This is a genomic window from Eisenbergiella tayi, assembly GCF_001881565.1.
Classification (GTDB): Bacteria; Bacillota; Clostridia; order Lachnospirales; family Lachnospiraceae; genus Eisenbergiella; species Eisenbergiella tayi.
The window spans coordinates 283771-304077 of the sequence record NZ_MPDJ01000003.1 but is presented as its reverse complement, the minus strand read 5'-3'; the positions used below and the strand labels follow the sequence as shown (position 1 = coordinate 304077).

The window sequence follows — 20307 nt, the reverse complement described above, 5'->3', positions numbered from 1 at the left end:
TGACTTCCCTCAAAATTAGTATATATAATTGTTTTATACGGATCATACCAGCCGAAAAGGAGCGGAAATACTATGCAAGAAGTGAAACCACCTAAAAAACCATTACTTTATTATTATTGTATCGCCATGCTCGTCCTTCTGGTCCTGAACGCTTTTCTTTTCCCCAGGCTGATGTCGGCCCAGGTGGAAGAAGTCGGATATAATACCTTCATGGAAATGATGGAGAAACAGCAGATTGCGCAGGTTCAGATTGAAAGCAACCAGATCATTTTTTCAGATAAAAATTCACCTACCGGTTTCTATAAGACCGGCCCCATGGAGGATCCTGCCCTGGTGGACCGTCTTTATGCATCCGGGGCAACCTTCGGCACAGAAATTGTAAAACAGCAGCCCTTCCTGGTCACTTTCCTTCTGACCTGGATCCTGCCCATTATCGTCATGGTTGCCATCGGCCAGTTTGCAATGCGCAAGATGATGAAAGGCGGCGGAGGCATGGATTCCATGACCTTCGGCAAAAGCAACGCCAAGGTTTATGTCCAGTCGGAAACCGGCATTAAATTCGATGATGTCGCCGGTGAGGATGAAGCCAAGGAAGTGCTCTCCGAGCTGGTTGACTATCTCCATGACCCTAAAAAATACCAGGAAATCGGCGCGTCCATGCCTAAAGGCGCTTTATTGGTAGGACCTCCCGGAACAGGTAAGACCCTGCTTGCCAAGGCTGTGGCCGGAGAAGCCAATGTTCCCTTCTTTTCCATTTCCGGTTCGGAGTTCGTGGAAATGTTCGTAGGCGCCGGAGCCGCCAAGGTAAGGGATCTTTTCAAGCAGGCCAACGAAAAGGCTCCCTGTATCGTATTTATCGATGAAATCGATACCATCGGCAAGAAACGTGACGGCGGCGGATTTTCAGGCAATGACGAGCGGGAACAGACTCTGAATCAGCTGCTCACGGAAATGGATGGCTTTTCCAGCAACAACGGTGTTCTGATCCTGGCCGCCACCAACCGTCCGGAATCCCTGGATCCCGCATTGCTGCGTCCGGGCCGTTTCGACCGGCGTGTCCCGGTGGAGCTGCCTGATTTGAACGGCCGTATATCCATCCTGAAGGTTCATGCCCAGAAAGTGAAGCTGGGTGATAATGTGGATTTCAAGGCAATTGCCAGGATGGCTGCAGGCGCATCCGGAGCAGAGCTTGCCAACATGGTAAACGAGGCCGCCTTAAATGCCGTCCGCTCCGGACGTAAATTTGTGACCCAGACGGATTTGGAGGAAAGCGTGGAGGTTGTTATCGCAGGTTACCAGAAGAAGGACCGCCTGCTCAGCGACAAGGAAAAAATGATTGTTTCCTACCACGAAATCGGCCATGCGCTGGTTGCTGCAAAGCAGACCAATTCGGCGCCTGTTACTAAAATAACCATTATCCCCCGTACTTCCGGAGCCTTAGGTTATACCATGCAGGTGGATCAGGGTGATCAATACCTGCTCAGCAAGGAAGAACTGGAGAACAAGATAGCCACCTTCTGCGGCGGCCGTGCTGCAGAGGAGATTATATTCCACAGCATCACCACCGGGGCAAGCAACGATATCGAGCAGGCCACCAAGCTTGCCAGAGCCTGCATCACCCGCTACGGAATGTCTGAGGACTTTGACATGGTAGCCCTGGAGACCGTTACCAACCAGTATCTGGGCGGCGACACCTCCCTTGCCTGTTCCGAACAGACTGCCGCGCAAATCGACCGTCTTGTAGTGGGAATGGTAAAAAAAGAACATGCCAAGGCCTGCGATATCCTGAACACCAACATCGGGAAGCTGCATGAGCTGGCAAAATTCCTGTATGAAAGGGAAACCATTACCGGGGATGAATTTATGGAAATCCTCAATGCTCCTGAACGGATTCCTTCTGCCAATTCATGATCGGCAAAGCCATAAACAACGGATGCCACGCCCTGTGAGCCATCCGCATATTCCATAAAAGGAAGAGGAACGGCGCATACCAAATGCCGCTGTTCCTCTTCTTTTTATTATAATGTATAAAAGCCCTGCCTTATTTCAGCTTCCCAGCTTTGTATTCCGGTATTCATTGGCGGATATCCCTGCCTGCTTTTTAAATACCCTGGAAAAATGGGCCACATCCAGAAACCCGACTTCCTCCGCGATATCGCCGATACGCAGGGAAGGATCCTTCAGCAGTTCCTTTGCCTTTTCAATCCGGATAGTATTGAGGATTTCAGAAAAATTCTGGCCGGTATGCTTGTTCAGCAGCTTGCTCAGATGCCACTGGCTCACGTAAATCTGATCCGCCACATCCGAAAGCTTCAGCTTCTCCCTGTAATTTTCCTCTATGTATGCCAGGGCGTTCTTTACGATAAAGCAGCTGGCCGGGCTGTCTGTCTCCTCGCCTTCTTTCCCTTCCGAAGGCTCCGCTTTCTCTTTTCCTTCTTCTCCCTCCCGGTTTCCTTCCGCTTTCGAGGTATTCTCACCAACGCTCTCATCCGTCCCGTCTTCTTTTCCTGTGATTCCCTGCTTTTCCAGGTTCTCGATCATAACCCGGACCGCTTCCTCCAGTTCATCCATCTTAGAAGGCTTTAAAAGGAAACGGGTCACCCCAAGGCGGATGGCCTGCTGGGCATAGTCAAAATCCCTGAAACCGGTGAGTATGGTGATCTGCATATGGCCGAATTCCGATTTCATACCGGCGATCATTGTCAGGCCGTCTATGCCCGGCATACAGATATCCGATATCAGGATATCCGGCTTCTGCTCCCGAATCAGCTTCATGCCCTCCTGTCCGTCCCCGGCAGTTCCCACTACCCGGCAGTTATAGCTTTCCCATGGAATCATCTTGGTAAGTCCCCTGACAATTACCGGTTCATCATCCACAATCGCAACCTTATACATAATATCCCCCTGTATGTTCATGCCCTTTGGCGGGACATATGCCCTGACAAGAACACATGCCCCGCCGAGTGCATTTATTTCTCCTGTTATCCAAAACGTTTTATCATTATATCATAAACGCACAAAAACGGAAAGCGTTCTGTTAAGAAACACTTTCCGCATCTTCCCTGTTTTGTTTTTTATCCTTTAATCGCTCCTGCCGTCATACCCTTGATAATGTATTTCTGCAGGCAGACATAAACTACAATCAACGGTACTACAATAAGGGAAACCGCCGCAGCCATCAGACCGTAATCCGTACCCTGCTTTCCTGAAATTTCACTCAGCAGCCTGGTTATCGCCCAGTGATTGGGGAAACGCAGGAAGAAGGTCTGGGTAAACAGGTCGTTATAGCTCCACAGGAAACTGAAAATACCAACGGTGGCAAAGGAGGGCTTCGTCAGCGGCATAATCACCTTGAAGAAAATCTGGTATGCATTGCAGCCTTCCATATATGCCGCTTCCTCCAGCTCCACAGGCAGTCCCTTGATATACCCGGAAAGCACCACGATGGCAAAAGCCAGATTACCGGCTATCTGCGGCAGCGCACAGGACAGCAGTGCGAGCCAGAGATTATTGGTATTTACAATCCCCCAGCTGGATTCCATCCGGAATACGGGGATTATGGTTGCGAATACGGGAAACATCATTGCCGCAATGACAAGGCTGTTCATCAGGTTGCTGCCTCTGAATTTATACCGGACCAGAGCATAGGATGCCAGACCTGCGAACAGGATAACCACAGCCGCAACTGTGCAGGAAATAATAAGGCTGTTCCGGTAAGCCGTAAAAATACTGAATTTATTGATGGCCTTTTCATAATTATCCAATGTGAACAGGCCGCCAAACGGCAGGGCAAAGGAATTGGAAACAATCTGTTTCTTATCCTTAAAGGAATTCATCACTACCCAGATGAGAGGGTAAATTGTGGTTAATGCCCATACTATAAGAAGCAGATACACAAGCGGCATTCCTAAGGAAAATTTCTTCTTTTTCATCTTTGTATACCCCTTCCTAATAATCTTTTTCTTTGAAAATCATGTTCACGACCTTGGAAAGCAGGATTCCCAGTATTACGATAACGATAGCCACCGTACAACTGTAGTCAATATCCTTTCCCTGGAAGGCCCAATAGTACATGTAGGTACCGGTCAGCCATGTTTCTCCCATAGGCATGCCGTTCGGCAGCATTATCCAGGGCAAATCGAATACCTTCAGCGCGCCCGTAACAGCAAGGACGCTGCAGGTGCAGATAACGTTGTGGAGCAGGGGCAGGGATATGTATTTCACCTTCTGCCAGGTTGTGGCGCCGTCAATAGCCGCCGATTCATATAATTCATCTGAAATATTGTTAAGTCCCGTCAGCAGGATGATAAAGTAAAAGCCTACATACTGCCACATTACCGGAACCAGCATTGTCACCATTGCGTGGGCTGAATCCTTCCAGTCCGTCAGCTTATCCGCCCCGAAGAATCCCAGGAACTGATTAAGCATACCTTTGTCATACAGGAAAATCAGGTTAAACAAAAGACCAAGTGCGGTAGCGGATACTACGATGGGAAAAAAGTAAACGATACGGAAAAATTTGGCCCCCCTCTTAATATTATCCACCATGAGGGAAAGAATCAGGGCGATTCCCACCTGGCCCAAAAGCGTTACCACAATCATGATAAGCGTGTTTTTCATGGCGATTCCCATGTTCTTATCCGTAAACAGCTTTGCATAATTCTTATATATCGGGTCATTCCATCCTTTTGCAGGCGCTCCCAAATCCTTGATAATCTGGAAGCTGTTTAAGATGTTTCTGACAAACGGGTAAAACAGGTACAGCGCCAGAAAAAGGAAAGCCGGGAGAAGGAAGAAAAAGACAGGTTTTTTATTTTTATAGATATTTGGTTGACTGTTCATACCAACACCTCTCTGCCCGTTTCGCCGGGCGCTGACGATATAAATCTTTTTACAGCTTTATTATTACGTCATTCCATCATTATTTTCTTCATGAAAGGGCCGGAGGAAAAGCCTTCGGCCCTTGTGCTGTTAATAGTCTGCGTATGTTTATGACAGTTCCGCAAACACCGGATATCATCCGATTATTCGTTCATATTCTCAAGTACCTGGGAAATCGCATCTTCAATGCTGACACTGCCGGTCACGATTTCAGGCATATGGTCAAAGATAGGTGCTCTCTGTTCCTGTGTGCAAAGATCCTGTGCCGCATCGGTAACACCGGTAGCTGTTTTAATCATTACAAGACTGTCTTTCTGCAGGGAATTCAGAGAAGCTTCATCCAGCTGAACGCCGTTTTTCAGGGCTGTTGCTGCAGTCTGTGCGAACAGGGATACGTTTTCATCAGTAATCATGTCAGTGATAAAGGATACGGCTGCCGCACGTTTTTCCGGATCGTCCCATGCTTTTTTGGTAATATACCAGCCTGAAGAAAGTCCGCTGATGATATCGCTTGCTTTACGGTCATTTGCGCCGGGAACAAAGGTTACGGTAAAGTTATCAATGTCATCCGTTGCTTCCGCAATACCGCCCATTTTCCAGGAACCATCTACATAAAATGCTGCTTTTCCGTCGATAAAGCTCTGGAATACTTCAGAAGCTTCTGCGGTATTTGTATTTTCAGAGAAATAGCCTTTTTCAAACAGATCCTTGATATCGCCCAGTCCTGCAGCCCATGCCTTTCCTGCCGCGTCATCCAGGGAAGCGGGGACAGATGCATGTGTAGCCGGGGTATCATGGTTGTAAATGGAAAACTCAAACCAGTAATGGGGCTCTTTTGCCAGGGATGCTGCAATAGGTGTAAATCCGGCATCCTTGATTGTCTGGCAGATTTCCAGGAATTCATCCCATGTGGTATTTGCTCCGGGAACCTCTACGCCAGCCTGCTCACATACGGATTTATTTACATACATGCCTTCCCAGTATCCATAGAAGGGAACTGCATACTGTTTGCCGTCTGCAGGACATGCGGGAATCATTTCGTCTTTCATGTTGGATGCATAATCAGGATATACGGAACGGATTTCGTCTATGGTAACTACCTTTCCCGCTTCTACGAAGGGATTGGAGTCATTTCCGTTAAAGTAAAAGAGTACATCCGGTTCTGCGCCTGCCTCAAAGTCGGAGATAACACGGGACTTAAAGGTTTCATCCGCTGTTCCTGAGGAATCCGCTACGGTACATCCGTATTTTTCTTCCCATCTCTTCACAGAATCCTGATAATTCTGTACGTTGCTTTCTTCGCCTGCGAAGGTAGTTGTCACATTCAGCGTTGTGCCGCTCTTGACATCAAGCTCTCCGGTTTCTGCCGCAGATTCCTCCGCCGGTGTGCTTTCCTCCGATGCCTGGCTCTGTTCCGCCGCTACGGACTCCGCAGGTTTGGAGTCATTTGCTGTCTGGCTCGCGCTGCTTCCGCAGCCTGCCAGTGAAGCTGCCATCGTACATGCCAATACACAAGCTAATAATTTTCTTTTCATCTAAGAAACCTCCCTTTCGTTTTGGATGACTTGTTTTTCATCTGTACTTATCATATAACAATCCAGCGTAAAGGTTAATGATTCCTATTGTGATTATTTGTCTTTTATTGTTCTGTTCCCCAGGAAATCATTTATGCAATTTGACTGTTATTGTGCTCACCGTACATTCTTCTTTGTCGTTTTTTATTGTCAAGCCGCAGTCCAGGCCATAGATAATCTTAAGTCTCTTGTTCACATTGCGGATGCCCAGGCTTACGGAATGCTGCTCGCCGCCGTCCTCCCCACTGCCCAGGAGGTTATCCACTTTCCTTTTATCCTCTATTGACATGAGCCCGTCATTGATTATGGCTATTTTCAGCTTGTCTTCCTCCGCATAAATACGGAGTACAATCTTTCCCGCACGCCCTGACAGGCCATGTTCCACCGCATTTTCCATGATCGGCTGTATAATCAGCCTTGGAACCTCCGTCTGAAGAAGCTCAGGGTCAATCTGTTTTTCAAACTGGAATTTCTCTCCGAACCGCTGTCTGATTATATAACAATAGGCTTCCACATAGCTGATTTCCTCAGACAGAGGTATCATCTGCTGCTTCTTCCTGTCCATCGTGGCCTCCAGCATGGTGGAAAGCGCCTCGATCATGCTGCTCACCCGATCATTGCCCTCCATCCTCGCCTCCCAGTTGATGATTTCCAGGGTATTATTGAGGAAATGCGGGTTTATCTGGGACTGGAGCGCCATGATATTCGCATCCCGCAGGGCCAGCTCCTCCAGATAAATCTGTTCAAACTGATTCTTCAGCTTATCCGACATGCTGTTGAACGCATTGTCCAGATACAAAAATTCTCTGCTTGTTTCTTTCTTTTCAATTTTTACCCCGAAATGCCCCTTTTCGATTTCCGAAGCCACGTCAATCAGCCGCTGTACAGGCGTGGTAACCTTCCTGTACAGGAAATAAAATACAATGAATATAAGAGGAAGGGTGAACGCCATCATCAGGATGGTGATATACCGGATGGCCTCCTTCTCATAATGGATGGCGTCGTAGTCCATCTTCACCACATAACGGATAACATGATTGTCCATTTTCCGTTCACAGGTCACATAGGCCACTTCATCTTCTTCATGGTATACACTGTTTCTTTCCGTATCCTGCCGGCTGATAAAATCCTCCGCCCAACCGGTGCCGAACACCCACTCATCATCTATGCTGACATCATAATCCAGATACCAGGGAACTCCCTCCACGCTCTGAAAGACGCTGTCCTTGTCGATATCCATGACAATTACCGCATAGGGCGTGTATACCGGGGTCATAATATTACGCACCATATATAAATGTCCCTGTTCATTCACCCAGCCTATCCCGGTATCTATTTCCTTTGCTTTCTGATCCACACTGTCTCTTGCCTGGCTCCTGAATTCCTTAATGCTGCTGTAATTATTGCTGCTGTAGCTGTAATAGATTCGATCCGGTTCTTCTGTAAAATACAGGATTGTACTCAAAAAGCTGCTGTCATAACGGTACATCTGTTCCAGGAAGGTAGTGACCTTTTCATACAGTCCCAGACGATTTCCGTCACTCTGGTACTGTCTCCAGCTTTCCTTGATCTGAGGAATATACGAAGCATTTCTCGAAACCCGGACCGCGGCCTCCACCCTCATTTCACATATTTCCACAGCCGTATCCATGGATTTTTCTATATTTTCCCTCATCTGACCTGAAAAACGGTTGGACACATAGGTTAAAATAGCCATGGTGAGAATTGCCAGAGGCAAAAGCCAGCATAGCAGCATTAAAATGGTCATACTCCACTTTAACTGCGGCGGCTTCCGTTTTCTCTCCGGAAAAAATGTGTTCTGCACAGGCTGTACTTTTTTCAATTATAAATCCCCCTCATTCCCCGGGCCATAAACAGAACCGCCTTCGGCGGATCCTACTGGCTCTTTATAGTAAATGTACATTCATTATAATATAAAGAAAGGAGCCAGTAAACTACCAGCTCCTTCCGCAAAAATCATTCATGTCCCATAACCGGGATTATATGACCGTCAATGTACCTAGCGGTGCAATGTACCTAGCGGTGCATGGAAAAAGAATCCATGTTATAATTTTTCAGGTTTTCATGTACGCCTCTTCCGTCTGCCTGGGAAATCAGTTTATCCCTGTCTTTCTTGGCAGCCAAAGCTGCTTTATGCCGGCTGGGGCCGCCTACACAGCCGCCTTCACAAATCATACCCTCAATGAAATCTTCCGGCAGCTTGCCCAGCTTGAGAAGCATGAGCGCTTTCTTGCAGTCTGCAATACCGCTGCACTTTGCCACCTTAATATCGGTGCTTTCACCGGTTTCCTTCAGGCATTCCACAACGGCTTCGGTCACGCCGCCGCCATTGCCGAAGCGTTTTCCGAATACGCTGGCTTCCTGACTGGTATTCTCTTCCGGCTCCAGTTCTACGCCTTTGGCACGCATCATAGCACGGATTTCCCCGAAGGTCAGGACATAGTCCGCATTCCCTTTAATGCTCTTATCCTGTGCTTCCGATTTTTTGCCGATGCACGGCCCGATAAATACGGTAATAACTTCAGGATCCTTAGCTTTCAGCATTCTGGATACCGCGCACATAGGGGAAACTGTGGTGGAGATATTATCTACCAATTCAGGGAAATGTTTCTTTATATAGTTAACAAAAGCGGGACAGCAGGAGGTGGTCATTTTCTTGCCTTCCTTGAAGTTTTCCGCCCATTCTTCCGCTTCAAAAGCTGCAGTCATATCGCCGCCCAGGCCTACTTCCACGAAATCGGCAAAGCCGAGCTTCTTCATAGCAGTCTTCCAGCTCGCCATGGTAATGTTTTCGCCAAACTGTCCTTCACCGGCCGGCGCCAGCATGGTCACAACCTTTTTCCCGGCACGGATTTCATTAATGACATCCACAATACTCGTTTTGGATGCGATGGCTCCAAAAGGACAATTATGGATACACTGTCCGCACTGGATACATTTGGACTCGTCGATCTGGCATACTCCATGCTCATCCATGGTGATCGCGCTTACAGGGCAGCTCTTCATACAGGGTCTCTGTATTTTTACGATTGCCGAATAGGAACAGGCCTGGGAACATTTTCCGCAGCTCTTGCACTTATCCTGATCGATGAAAGAACGGTTATCTCCGATAGTTATGGCGCCGAAATTACATGACTGCTTACAGGATTTTGCCAGGCATCCCCTGCACAGGTCGGTTACAACGTAGCCTGATGAAATAGGACATTCCTCACAGGCTGAGTTGATAACCTGCACAATGTTGCTGCTTTCTCTTGTACCAGGACATTTTCCTTCTGCGAGTCTGACTCTCTGTCTGATAATTTCCCTTTCCTTGTAAATACAGCAGCGGAAACGCGCTTCGGGCCCGGGAATCATTTCATAAGGAAGGTTATCTTTTTTCTCGTCTAATTCACCGGCAAACGCCAGCTTAGCCACTTCAGTGAGTACCTCGTGCTTAATTTTTAAGATGGTAGCGTCATCAGATACAATACCCATATTCTTTTGTTTATCCTCTTTCTGATTGTTAAAAAATTAACTGGTGTGTCTAAAAACAAAGCTGGATTTGAGACAATCCCAAGCCAGCTTATGTTTTTAATCTTGTCCGCGGCTTTTGTACCGCTGCCGGACAGCAGCCATGTAATGACATACTGTCCGGCAAACTTCCCTTACATGGTCAGTTATTAGTTATCACCGTACAGAACCTGCAGCTTCTGCAGATATTCATATCTCTCTTTTGCATTCTCAGCTGCCTGATCCTGAAGTCTTGAAGCCTTATCGGCATCCTTCAGAGCCAGGGAGGTGTATCTTACTTCACCGCCGATGAATTCCTGGAAATCCTTGGTAGGTGCCTTGCTGTCAAGAACGAATTTCTTCTCTGCAGCAGGGTTGAAACGGAACATATTCCAGTAACCGGTCTCTACAGCCAGTTTTTCTTCGGTCTGAGCTTTGCTCATCCCCTTCTTGATACCATGGTTGATACAAGGAGCGTAAGCAATGATCAGGGAAGGTCCCGGATAAGCTTCTGCTTCTGCGATAGCCTTAACGGTCTGGTTGTAATCAGCACCCATGGAAATCTGTGCCACATATACATAACCATAGCTCATTGCGATACCGGCAAGGTCTTTCTGCTTCACTTCTTTACCGCCTGCTGCGAACTGTGCAACAGCGCCGGTAGGTGTAGCCTTGGAAGCCTGTCCGCCTGTATTGGAATATACTTCGGTATTGAATACCATAACATTGATATCTTTTCCGCTGGCAAGGATATGGTCAACGCCGCCGAATCCGATATCATATGCCCATCCGTCACCACCGAATACCCACTGGGACTTCTTGGACAGGAAATCTTTATTCTTAACGATATCCTGGCATGTTCCGCAATCCTGTCCTTCCAGAGCTGCTACCAGTTTATCAGTTGCAGGTCCGTTGGTAACGCCGCTGTTATAGGTATCCAGGTATTCCTGGCATGCAGCCTTAACAGCTTCGTCTGCGGTATTGGCAAGTACATCTTCAACCTTTTCTTTCAGTCCGCCTCTGATAGCGTTCTGAGCGAGAAGCATACCCATACCGAACTCAGCATTGTCTTCAAACAGGGAGTTATCCCAAGCGGGTCCTCTGCCTGCTTTGTTTACGGTATAAGGTGTACTCGGTGAAGAGTTGCCCCAGATGGAGGAACAGCCTGTTGCATTTGCAATGTACATTCTGTCACCGAACAGCTGGGTAATCAATTTAGCATAAGGTGTCTCACCACATCCTGCACAAGCTCCGGAGAACTCAAGCAGAGGCTGCTTGAACTGAGATCCCTTAACGGAAGTCTCTTTGAATTTCTCAAGAACTTCAGGCTTCTCGGATACGGACTGTCCATAATTGAACATCTTCTCCTCGGAAAGCTGTGTTTCAAGAGGATTCATGGTCAGAGCCTTTTCACCTCTCATGCCGGGACAAACATTCGCACAGGATCCACATCCGGTACAGTCAAGTACGGAAACGGTAACAGCGAATTTCTTTCCGGGCATTCCGGTCATATCAAGCATCTTCATTCCTTCAGGAGCCTTGGCAGCTTCGTCTTCTGTCATAACAGCAGGACGGATTACAGCATGAGGACATACATAGGAACAGAAGTTACACTGGATACACTTGGAAGGATCCCATGTGGGAACATTAACAGCAATACCTCTCTTCTCATAAGCGGAAGATCCGGAAGGAGTGGAGCCGTCTGCATAATCCTTGAATGCGGATACAGGCAGCGTATTGCCTTCCTGAGCGCTTACCTTGGTCTGGATATTGTTAACGAAGTCAACTACATCTTTTCTGTCTCCACTTACCACTGCGTAATCAAGGCCTTCATCTTCGCAGTTCTTCCAGCTTTCAGGTACTTCTACCTTAACAACGCCCTTGGCGCCTGCATCGATAGCAGCCCAGTTCTTCATAACAACGTCTTCGCCCTTACGTCCGTAAGTAGCCTTTGCAGCTGCCTTCATCAGTTCATTTGCCTTCTCAGCAGGAATGATTCCGGTCAGTTCGAAGAATGCGGACTGAAGGATGGTGTTGATACGTGTGGGGCCCATGCCGGTTTCGATACCAATCTTAACACCGTCGATGGTGTAGAAGTTGATATTGTGGTCAGCGATGAATTTCTTCATCTGTCCGGGAAGGTGCTTGTCCAGTTCTTCTGCATTCCATGCGCAGTTCAGCAGGAAAGTACCGCCGTCAACCAGTTCCTGAACCATATTGTACTTACGTACATAAGCAGGATTGTGGCATGCAACGAAGTTAGCCTGACGGATCAGGTAAGTGGATTTAATCTTGGAATGTCCGAAACGTAAATGGGACATGGTAACGCCGCCGGACTTCTTGGAGTCATAATCAAAGTATGCCTGTGCATACATATCGGTGTTATCACCAATGATCTTAATGGAGTTCTTGTTAGCGCCTACAGTACCGTCTGCGCCCAGACCCCAGAACTTACAGTTGGTGGTTCCTTCGGGAGTTGTAACCAGCTCAGCGCCCAGCTTCAGGGACAGGTTGGTAACATCATCTTCGATACCGATAGTGAATTTCTTCTTCTCGGAATTAGCATATACAGCAACGATCTGTGCGGGAGTGGTATCTTTGGAGCCCAGGCCGTAACGTCCTGTGAATACCGGAACCGCATCAAACTTGGAATCCTTCAGAGCTGCCACAACATCAAGGTAAAGGGGTTCACCCTGTGCGCCGGGCTCTTTGGTTCTGTCAAGTACGGTAATCTGCTTAACGGTTTCAGGAATAGCATCGATCAGCGCATCCGCACAGAAAGGTCTGTACAGACGAACCTTAACAACACCAACCTTAGCGCCTGTTGTCTTGATCATGTAATCGATGGTTTCTTCAATGGTATCATTTACAGAACCCATAGCAACGATTACGTGCTCAGCATCTTCTGCGCCATAGTAGTTGAACAGCTTATAATCTGTTCCGATTTTTTCATTAACCTTGTCCATATATGTCTGAACAATTCCGGGAAGAGCATCATAATAAGGATTGCTTGCTTCTCTTGCCTGGAAGAAGATATCAGGGTTCTGAGCGGAACCTCTCTGACAGGGATGGTTAGGATTCAGCGCTTTCTTACGGAATGCGTCAACGGCATCCATATCTACCATATCCTTCAGGTCTTCGTAATCCCAGGTTTCAATCTTCTGGATTTCATGAGATGTACGGAAGCCGTCGAAGAAGTTAATGAAAGGAATGCTTCCCTTAATAGCTGCAAGATGTGCTACTGCAGTCAGGTCCATAACTTCCTGTACGCTGCTTTCGCAAAGCATTGCACAGCCGGTCTGGCGGCATGCATATACGTCGGAATGATCACCGAAAATGCTCAGTGCATGAGATGCGATTGCTCTCGCTGAAACATTGAAAACACCGGGGAGCTGCTCGCCGGCAATTTTGTAAAGGTTAGGAATCATAAGAAGCAGACCCTGGGATGCCGTGTAGGTAGTTGTCAGAGCGCCTGCTGCCAAAGATCCGTGAACGGCACCTGCCGCACCTGCTTCAGACTGCATCTCTGTGATGTGCACGATCTGGCCGAACATATTCTTTCTGTCTGCTGTTGCCCACTCATCCGTAGCTTCCGCCATGGGTGAAGAAGGGGTGATAGGATAGATAGCCGCAACATCTGTAAATGCATATGACGCATGAGCTGCTGCATGGTTACCATCCATGGTTTTCATTTTCCTTGCCATAAAAACCTTCCTTTCTTATCTCTGTTATAGATAGTCAATTTTTACAGTGTATATACATACGTTTAATCCGCTTGCATACACACTTGCCCTTAAGGAATCCCTTGAGGGCTGTTAAAAATTTATCTTAATGATACTCAATATTATACATCTTATGAGACAAGCATGGGTATACATTTTTTATATGGCAACTATATATTTTTTTACATATTATATTGCTTTTTTTCTCAGGAAAAGCTATGCTTATAGCAGGTTTCCGGTGATTGTACGAAACCGGATACATTTTGTATACAATGTATAAAATGAAATACAAGATCACAAATATGGATTTTAGCGGGCATGGCGGAAATGCAGCCGCCCATGAACCCCTTTGTACTTTATAAAGTACACGGATACGAATGAAAGGAGACCTGCCTAAATGAATCTCAATGTCCTGCGTTATATTATAGAAGTGGAGCGGAGCCGTTCCATTACCGGAGCGGCAAAGCAGCTGTTCATCAGCCAGCCCAATTTAAGCCGTGACATCCGGGAGCTGGAAGAGGAAATCGGGTTTACGGTTTTCACGCGCAGCTCCCGCGGCGTAATCCCCACGGAGAAAGGAAGGGAATTCCTTGTGCTGGCCAAAAAAGCGGTAAAGCAGTATCAGGCCCTGGAAAATTACTGCAGCCGGGAAGAAAAAGACAATATCAGCCTGCATATCTGTGTCCCCCGGGCCAGCTATATCACCTGCGCCTTTACCGCATTCCTCAAAAAATATGCCAAAGGCCGCCAGCTGTCCGTCAATTATAATGAAACGGGAACGCTGGATGCGATCTGCCAGGTATCCGACCGGACGGCATCACTGGCCGTCATCCGCTATCCCGACCGCTATGAGAAGACTCTTCTCCCCCTGCTGAGGCTGCGGGAGCTTTCTTATGAAACCATCTGCAAATTCGAACTGACAGTCATCATGTCAGACCGGCACCCCCTGGCAAAGGCCTCCGTGCTGACTCCGGATCTGCTCTCCCAGGCGATAGAGGTGGTATGTGACGACACCGCCCTCTCCACCTACCTCCATGAGGCGCCCGATACGGAGCATAACGAGAACAGTATACACATCCATGAACGGGGCAGCCAGTTTGATATTCTCACAGGTGTTCCCGGTACCTTTATGTTTGTCTCCCCGGTACCGGATTCCGTTTTATCCGGATATCATCTGGTACAGAAAAAATACCAGGGCTCTCCAAAAAAAATGACCGACCTGCTGATTTATCCGGAGGATTACCGTCCCAGCAGGGCTGAATCACTTTTTCTGGAAATGCTGAAGGAAGCTGTACCGAAATAAAATACTCCTGCGCAATCATCGGAACGCCAGACTTGAAACGCCTTGCATGCATTATTTTCTTCCTTATTGTATATACTATCACTGAAAACAAATGCAGAAGCATCTGTAAAAGCGTTGACTTTTCTTACTGCCTATGCTAAAATGTTTTTAGTGATCAGGTTTCAGATACTTGCGAGGACTGAAACCGGGGGAGGACCTGAGGGCCCTCCTTTTTTATACCTTATAGGGCAGGGAGCCAATGACGCACTTCCTGTATCCCCCATAAATATACATAGGCGGTTTGAAATATGGCAAAACCATTTCTTACATATGACCAACAACTCGACAAATTGATAAATGGGAAAAAACTCTGCATCACAGACTGTGAAAAAGCGAAAGAAATTTTAAGGGATATAGGCTACTTCTCCCTGATTGGCGGGTACAAGACTCCGTTTATCAATCCTATGACCCGTGTCTATGAAGATAACACTGCCTTTGAAGATATCTATGCCCTCTACCAGTTTGACCTGGCATTACGGGAACTTGTGTTTAAATATCTCTGTCAGATAGAAAGAAAGCTGCGGCAGCTTATCTCATATAGTTTTTGTAATTTACATGGAGAGACGCAGGCCGCTTACCTTAATCCCTCCAATTATAATAACAGCCCCAAAAATATGGATGCGGTAAACCGGCTGATTTCCATATTGGAGTATCAGGCCAACCGTAATACCGAACATGCTTATCTGCTCCACCAGCGTAAAGTATATCATAATGTACCTATGTGGGTATTAGTCAACACCCTCACGTATGGACAGATTTCAAAATTATATACATTACTTCCTTTCCATCTTCAAAGTGACATCAGTAAAGAATTTCCCAAAGTAAATGAACGGGGACTGGAACGGTATATGAAAATCCTTACGCTGTTCCGCAATGTATGCGCGCATAATGAACGGCTTTTTTCCTTTCGTACCCGGATTGATTTTCCCGATACCGTCCTGCATGCCAAGTTAAATATTGACAAAAAGGGAAACCAATACCTGCTTGGTAAACGTGACTTGTTCGGATTAACGATTGCCTTCCGCTATCTGCTGCCCAGACAGAGTTTTATTGAATTCAAGCGTTCCCTGATAAAGAGTATTGCACATTACCATAAACAAAGCAGCAGGATCGGAAGGGATTCCCTGCTGGCTATGATGGGCTTTCCGGCCAACTGGGAATCCATAACACACTATCAAATGTAGTTATACAGGCTTCCGCATTACCGGGAATGCCTGTTTTTTCGTTCGCTTTCTATTTCAAATCAAGGAATTCTTCATAAGTCCTGCAGACATCCTTCGCCTGCTCTTCCTCCGGCATCTCACAGAAAATACGGATCAACGGCTCCGTTCCTGAAAAACGTCCCACTACCCAGCCGCCGTTCTTAAAGTAGACCTTGCTGCCGTCCAGATAGGATACGTGGTCAATTTCATAGGGAAGCTCAGGAAGGAGTCTGTCTTCCAGAAGGATTTTGTGCACGGCATCCTTTTTCTCCTGATTGAACTTATAATCCCGCTCTTCCATATAGATCCTGCCGCATTCCGCTTCGATATCTGCATAGATCTGGGACAGTTTTTTTCCCGTCACGGCTATCATTTCCACCAGCAGGCAGGCGGCATATACGCCGTCCTTTCCATGGATATGGCCTCTTACGGTAAGGCCTCCGGAGGATTCGCCGCCGATAACGGCATCCGTTTCCGTCATCTTGGCGGAAATATGTTTGAAGCCTACCGGAACCTCATAACATTTTTCCCCGAATTTTTCTGCCACCTTATCCAGCATATGCGTGGTGCAGATATTGCGGACAACAGGGCCGTGCCAGCCTTTATATTTCACAAGGTAATAGTACAGCAGGACCATGATATCGTTGGGATGAAGGAATTTGCCCTTATCATCGATGACTCCCAGCCGGTCCGCGTCCCCGTCCGTAGCGATTCCGATGTCGCATTTGCCGTCCAGAACGAAATTCTGCAGAGGACGCAGGGTTGCCGCCGTAGGCGCAGGAAGCTTCCCGCCGAACAGGGTATCGTGGCGCTCATGGATGGTGTCCACCTCACATCTGGCGGTGAGAAGGATGGTCTTGATAGAGGTTTCACTCACGCCGTACATGGGATCCAAGGCGATCTTCAGCCTGCTGCTGCGGATAGCCTGCATATCGATATTGTCGATGATATTGTCCAGGTATTCATTCAGCGGATAGATTTCCTGAATCAGTCCGGTTTCCAGCGCCCTGTCGTATTCCATCGCCCCCACTTCTTCATTTTCAATACGGCCGATATATTCTTCGATTTCATCCGTCTGCTGCGCGCTGGCATCCCTGCCGCCTGCAGTGAACACCTTGATGCCGTTATAAATAGCCGGGTTATGGCTGGCGGTAATCATCATTCCATAGGGCATTTCATGCTTCATCACATAAAACATGACAAGCGGCGTGGGCGCTGATTTATTCACAAGATATGCGGTCACTCCTTCGGCTGCGAACACCTGGCCCGCCCACTGCATGGCTTCCTTTGCCAGGAAACGCCTGTCATAGCCTATTACAATTCCTTTATCCGCGGCGTTTTCGTCTTTCATCTTCCTGCAGAGCGCTTTCGCCAGAAGCTGTATATTCGCCTTGGTGAAATCATCTCCAATCACTGCTCTCCATCCGCCTGTTCCAAACTTAATCATCGGTTTTCCTCCCTTTTCCTGAACACATTTGTATACATGCCTGTTTTGCGGCGCCTGTCAGCGGCCCATGATCACCTGTACCTGATGGGTGCTTCCTTCCGGCAGTACCGGTATGCGGTCAACCTTTTCCCCATCCAGCCGGATTTCCCTGACACCCTTCATGACGCCGTCCGGGTTTTCCACGCTTATTTCCATCCGGGCTCCGCGCCACTCACGGGTCATCCGGAATTCTTTCCAGTCTCCGGGGACACAGGGGTCGATTTCAAAATGGTCGAATTCCGGCTTCATTCCCAGCATGTATCTTGTTGCCGAGAAATAGGCCCAGCCGCCGGTTCCGGTCATAAACGGATGTCTTGCGCGTCCGAAGGCGCTGTGATCTCTTCCCATAATGAACTGACAGTAGGAATAAGGCTCCGCCTCCCTGATTTCTATCTTATCGTTCTGGTAATACGGGCAGAGGGCATCATAAAACTTCATCGCCCGGTCTCCCCGTCCCAGCATGCATTCCGCCGCCCAGGCCCAGGGATTGGGATGGGAGAAAATAGAACCGTTTTCCTTCAGTCCCGGATAAACCCTGGTCACAAATCCGATGTCATCATCCGGCACCGTATAGGAGGGCGCATTCAGCTGGATTCCATAAGGGGTATACAGATATTTATCCACGCTGTCCATAGCCAGCCTTCCCTTTTCCGGGCTGGCCGCGCCGGAAAGAACAGCCCATGCATTGGATTCCAGATGTACCTTGCCTTCCTCATCCCGGCTGGTTCCTATTTTCCGGCCGTTTTTGGTAATGCCGCGGATAAACCATTCCTCATCCCACAGTTCCCTGTCGCAGACCTCTTTTACGTGCTCCGCCATCTCCGTATAGGTCTTTACATCCTCTTCCCTGCCCAGGAAAGCCGCCAGTTCGATGAAACGGCTCAGCGCCCAGTAATGCAGGAAGGAAACGAGGGCGCTTTCGCCGCCGCCCAGATTCAGGCAGTCGTTCCAGTCAGCGCGAAGTCCCTTGCAGATCCCGGTGCTGCCCACCTGTCTGGCGCTGAAATCCAGTATTTTTTTCATATGCTCATAGACAGTGCCTTCCCCGCCGTCGGCGTAGGTAAGCTGCATATCCGCGAAATCAAATTCTCCGGTCTCCTTGATGTATTCCACCAGGGAGGACACCAGCCAGAGCGCATCGTCCGAGCAGGCGTCAGCGAGACCATGCACATAGTCATCCTTATTCGGCGTTGGGATGACTGTAGGGGATTTGAAGGGCTTGACCTCGTTGTCAGGAACAAACCACTCCGGCTGGAAAAGGTGCAGTCCATAACCTTCTGATACCAGACCTCTGCATAATTCCTCCAGTCTCTGCCTGCATTTTCCGGGATTGGAGTGAGGTATGGTCATGGCATCCTGTGCCGTATCTCTGTAGCCAAGCCCTGTCCTGCCCCCCACTTCTATGAAAGAGGCAAAACGGGAAAACATGACGTTGATTTCCGCCTGGTACAGAGTCCATGTATTAATCAAAGTGTTCATCCCCTCATTGGGAGTATGAATCTGAAGCTTGCTGAATTTGCTGTTCCAGTATTCCCTGAGTTCCTCGTAGGAAAGATCCACAGCCTCCGGAGAATTATATTTTTCCCTCATTCTCCGGCCCGCTTCCCTGCTGCCTTCACCGAGCATGAACACGAGACGGATCTCTTCTCCCGGCTCCAGTGTGATATTTTTCTGCAGGCTGCCGCAGTGGTTGTTGCCAAGCTCAAAGGAACCGCCGCATTGGCCCTTTTCCACGGACAGCGGATTATCCTCTGTGCGGTAAGGCCCTATGAATTTATCCCGCAGGCAGTCAAATCCGTCAGGCTCAAAATTGCCGGTAAAATACTGGAAACCAAACTCTTCGTAGAAAAGATCATGCTCAATGATACCGTCCTCATAGGAAGAACCGGCACAATACATGCTCATCTGGAAATTCTGGTTGTCTGTCATGATATGGTGGAAGGAAAATTCACAATAGGAAAAGACGCTTAAATCCCGCTTCCTGTCGCTGTCGTTTTTAATTTTCACATCCCACAGCTCCACCGGATCCTGAAGCGGTATGGAAAGCTTCTGGCTGGCGCTGATGCCTTTATATTCGCTTTCATATACGGTGTAAGACATGCCGTGGCGGCAGCGGTATGCCGCTTCCTCCAGGCTCTTTCCCACGGGCTGCCAGGATATGCTCCAGTAATCCCCGTCGGAATTGTCCCTTATGTATACATAATGCCCCGGCCGGTCCATGGGAATGCTGTTTCCCCGGAAACGGGTGATGCGGTGGTACTCCGGCGTCTTGTAGAACATATACCCGCCTGCCGTATGGTTCACCACGGCACACATGTCCTTCAGCCCCAGGTAATTAGTCCAAGAGGCGGGCAAATCCACCCTGTCTATCACATATTCTCTTTTTTCATTATCAAAATGTCCATATTGCATAGCAATCCTCCATATGCGGCGTATGCCGCGTATTATTGCGCAGTGAATGTCTTATTAAATTTATTATAATGGCTCACGGTCAATCCGGCTATAGTCAGATATGTGATATTTTGTATATAATTGTTCTCGTCCAGCCTGGTTTTTGTATTTTTATGTGCATTATTTTAGGGTTTTCCAG

Annotated in this window: 12 protein-coding genes; 3 read left to right on the top strand and 9 right to left on the bottom strand. The window is 47.9% G+C overall.

The window, feature by feature from the left end:
* Window positions 1-72: 72 nt before the first annotated feature.
* Window positions 73-1911 (top strand): ATP-dependent zinc metalloprotease FtsH, encoded by a 1839-nt coding sequence (gene ftsH, locus BLA28_RS12580; protein ID WP_069159006.1) that lies wholly within the window; start codon window positions 73-75, stop codon window positions 1909-1911.
* Window positions 1912-2046: 135 nt separating this feature from the next.
* On the opposite strand, the gene BLA28_RS12575 is transcribed toward ftsH, so the two are convergent.
* The 7 genes from BLA28_RS12575 to nifJ all read right to left on the bottom strand — a co-directional run bounded on the left by BLA28_RS12575 (window position 2047) and on the right by nifJ (window position 13669).
* Window positions 2047-2895 (bottom strand): response regulator transcription factor, encoded by an 849-nt coding sequence (locus BLA28_RS12575; RefSeq protein WP_069159156.1) that lies wholly within the window; start codon window positions 2893-2895, stop codon window positions 2047-2049.
* 179 nt (window positions 2896-3074) lie between these two features.
* On the bottom strand, window positions 3075-3932 hold the full coding sequence (locus BLA28_RS12570; RefSeq protein ID WP_009250720.1) for a carbohydrate ABC transporter permease: 858 nt from the start codon (window positions 3930-3932) through the stop codon (window positions 3075-3077).
* A 16-nt stretch (window positions 3933-3948) separates the two neighbouring features.
* Window positions 3949-4842 (bottom strand): carbohydrate ABC transporter permease, encoded by an 894-nt coding sequence (locus BLA28_RS12565; RefSeq protein ID WP_009250721.1) that lies wholly within the window; start codon window positions 4840-4842, stop codon window positions 3949-3951.
* A gap of 182 nt (window positions 4843-5024) precedes the next feature.
* Window positions 5025-6416 carry an ABC transporter substrate-binding protein gene (locus BLA28_RS12560; protein ID WP_044966603.1) on the bottom strand — a complete coding sequence of 464 codons (1392 nt, stop codon included), beginning with the start codon at window positions 6414-6416 and terminating at the stop codon, window positions 5025-5027.
* Window positions 6417-6543: 127 nt separating this feature from the next.
* Window positions 6544-8298, bottom strand: coding sequence for a sensor histidine kinase (locus BLA28_RS12555; RefSeq protein WP_069159005.1), 1755 nt, complete (start codon window positions 8296-8298; stop codon window positions 6544-6546).
* Between the two features lie 194 nt (window positions 8299-8492).
* Window positions 8493-9944 carry a 4Fe-4S dicluster domain-containing protein gene (locus BLA28_RS12550; RefSeq protein ID WP_044966624.1) on the bottom strand — a complete coding sequence of 484 codons (1452 nt, stop codon included), beginning with the start codon at window positions 9942-9944 and terminating at the stop codon, window positions 8493-8495.
* A 191-nt stretch (window positions 9945-10135) separates the two neighbouring features.
* Window positions 10136-13669 carry a pyruvate:ferredoxin (flavodoxin) oxidoreductase gene (gene nifJ / locus BLA28_RS12545; RefSeq protein WP_069159004.1) on the bottom strand — a complete coding sequence of 1178 codons (3534 nt, stop codon included), beginning with the start codon at window positions 13667-13669 and terminating at the stop codon, window positions 10136-10138.
* Window positions 13670-14084: 415 nt separating this feature from the next.
* Between nifJ and BLA28_RS12540 the strand changes: the two genes are divergently transcribed.
* On the top strand, window positions 14085-14990 hold the full coding sequence (locus BLA28_RS12540) for a LysR family transcriptional regulator (RefSeq protein ID WP_044966609.1): 906 nt from the start codon (window positions 14085-14087) through the stop codon (window positions 14988-14990).
* A 287-nt stretch (window positions 14991-15277) separates the two neighbouring features.
* A complete protein-coding gene (locus BLA28_RS12535; RefSeq protein WP_069159003.1) occupies window positions 15278-16213 on the top strand; it encodes an Abi family protein in 936 nt (311 codons plus the stop codon).
* Window positions 16214-16262: 49 nt separating this feature from the next.
* On the opposite strand, the gene BLA28_RS12530 is transcribed toward BLA28_RS12535, so the two are convergent.
* On the bottom strand, window positions 16263-17678 hold the full coding sequence (locus tag BLA28_RS12530; protein ID WP_069159002.1) for a phosphoglucomutase/phosphomannomutase family protein: 1416 nt from the start codon (window positions 17676-17678) through the stop codon (window positions 16263-16265).
* A gap of 57 nt (window positions 17679-17735) precedes the next feature.
* Complete coding sequence (locus BLA28_RS12525; protein ID WP_069159001.1) at window positions 17736-20129, bottom strand: GH36-type glycosyl hydrolase domain-containing protein; 2394 nt, start codon at window positions 20127-20129, stop codon at window positions 17736-17738.
* Between the last annotated feature and the right edge of the window lie 178 nt (window positions 20130-20307).

Excerpts from the sequence above, each read along its gene's own strand:
- ftsH (WP_069159006.1), top strand. The coding sequence starts at position 73 with ATGCAAGAAGTGAAACCACCTAAAAAACCATTACTTTATTATTATTGT.
- BLA28_RS12575 (WP_069159156.1), bottom strand. The coding sequence starts at position 2,895 with ATGTATAAGGTTGCGATTGTGGATGATGAACCGGTAATTGTCAGGGGA.
- BLA28_RS12570 (WP_009250720.1), bottom strand. The coding sequence starts at position 3,932 with ATGAAAAAGAAGAAATTTTCCTTAGGAATGCCGCTTGTGTATCTGCTT.
- BLA28_RS12565 (WP_009250721.1), bottom strand. The coding sequence starts at position 4,842 with ATGAACAGTCAACCAAATATCTATAAAAATAAAAAACCTGTCTTTTTC.
- BLA28_RS12560 (WP_044966603.1), bottom strand. The coding sequence starts at position 6,416 with ATGAAAAGAAAATTATTAGCTTGTGTATTGGCATGTACGATGGCAGCT.
- nifJ (WP_069159004.1), bottom strand. The coding sequence starts at position 13,669 with ATGGCAAGGAAAATGAAAACCATGGATGGTAACCATGCAGCAGCTCAT.
- BLA28_RS12540 (WP_044966609.1), top strand. The coding sequence starts at position 14,085 with ATGAATCTCAATGTCCTGCGTTATATTATAGAAGTGGAGCGGAGCCGT.
- BLA28_RS12535 (WP_069159003.1), top strand. The coding sequence starts at position 15,278 with ATGGCAAAACCATTTCTTACATATGACCAACAACTCGACAAATTGATA.
- BLA28_RS12530 (WP_069159002.1), bottom strand. The coding sequence starts at position 17,678 with ATGATTAAGTTTGGAACAGGCGGATGGAGAGCAGTGATTGGAGATGAT.
- BLA28_RS12525 (WP_069159001.1), bottom strand. The coding sequence starts at position 20,129 with ATGCAATATGGACATTTTGATAATGAAAAAAGAGAATATGTGATAGAC.